General features: G+C 45.7%; 1 protein-coding gene. It reads left to right on the forward strand.

Translation table 11 applies throughout. From position 1 onward, the window contains the following. On the forward strand, window positions 1-276 hold a 276-nt coding region (locus CP366_RS10575), incomplete at both ends, for a transposase (RefSeq protein WP_199162880.1).

Raw genomic sequence — 276 nt, forward strand, 5'->3', positions numbered from 1 at the left:
CCAAAGGCGTAACTACCAGAGAAATCGCTGACTTGATTGAGAAAATGTATGGCAGTCATTATAGTCCAGCTCAAGTATCAAATATTTCCAAGCAGATGCTCCCCAAGGTTGAGGCTTATCACAAGCGCAAGCTAAGCGACAAGTTCTTCTGCGTTTATCTGGATGCGACATACCTTCCTTTGCGCCGGAAAACGTTTGAGCGTGAAGCAGTCTATATTGCAATTGGCATCAAGCCTAATGGGCACAAGGAGGTCATTGACTACTGCATTGCGCCTA

The sequence above is a fragment of the Lactobacillus sp. UMNPBX15 genome (genome assembly GCF_002553785.1).
GTDB classification, from domain to species: domain Bacteria; phylum Bacillota; class Bacilli; order Lactobacillales; family Lactobacillaceae; genus Lactobacillus; species Lactobacillus crispatus.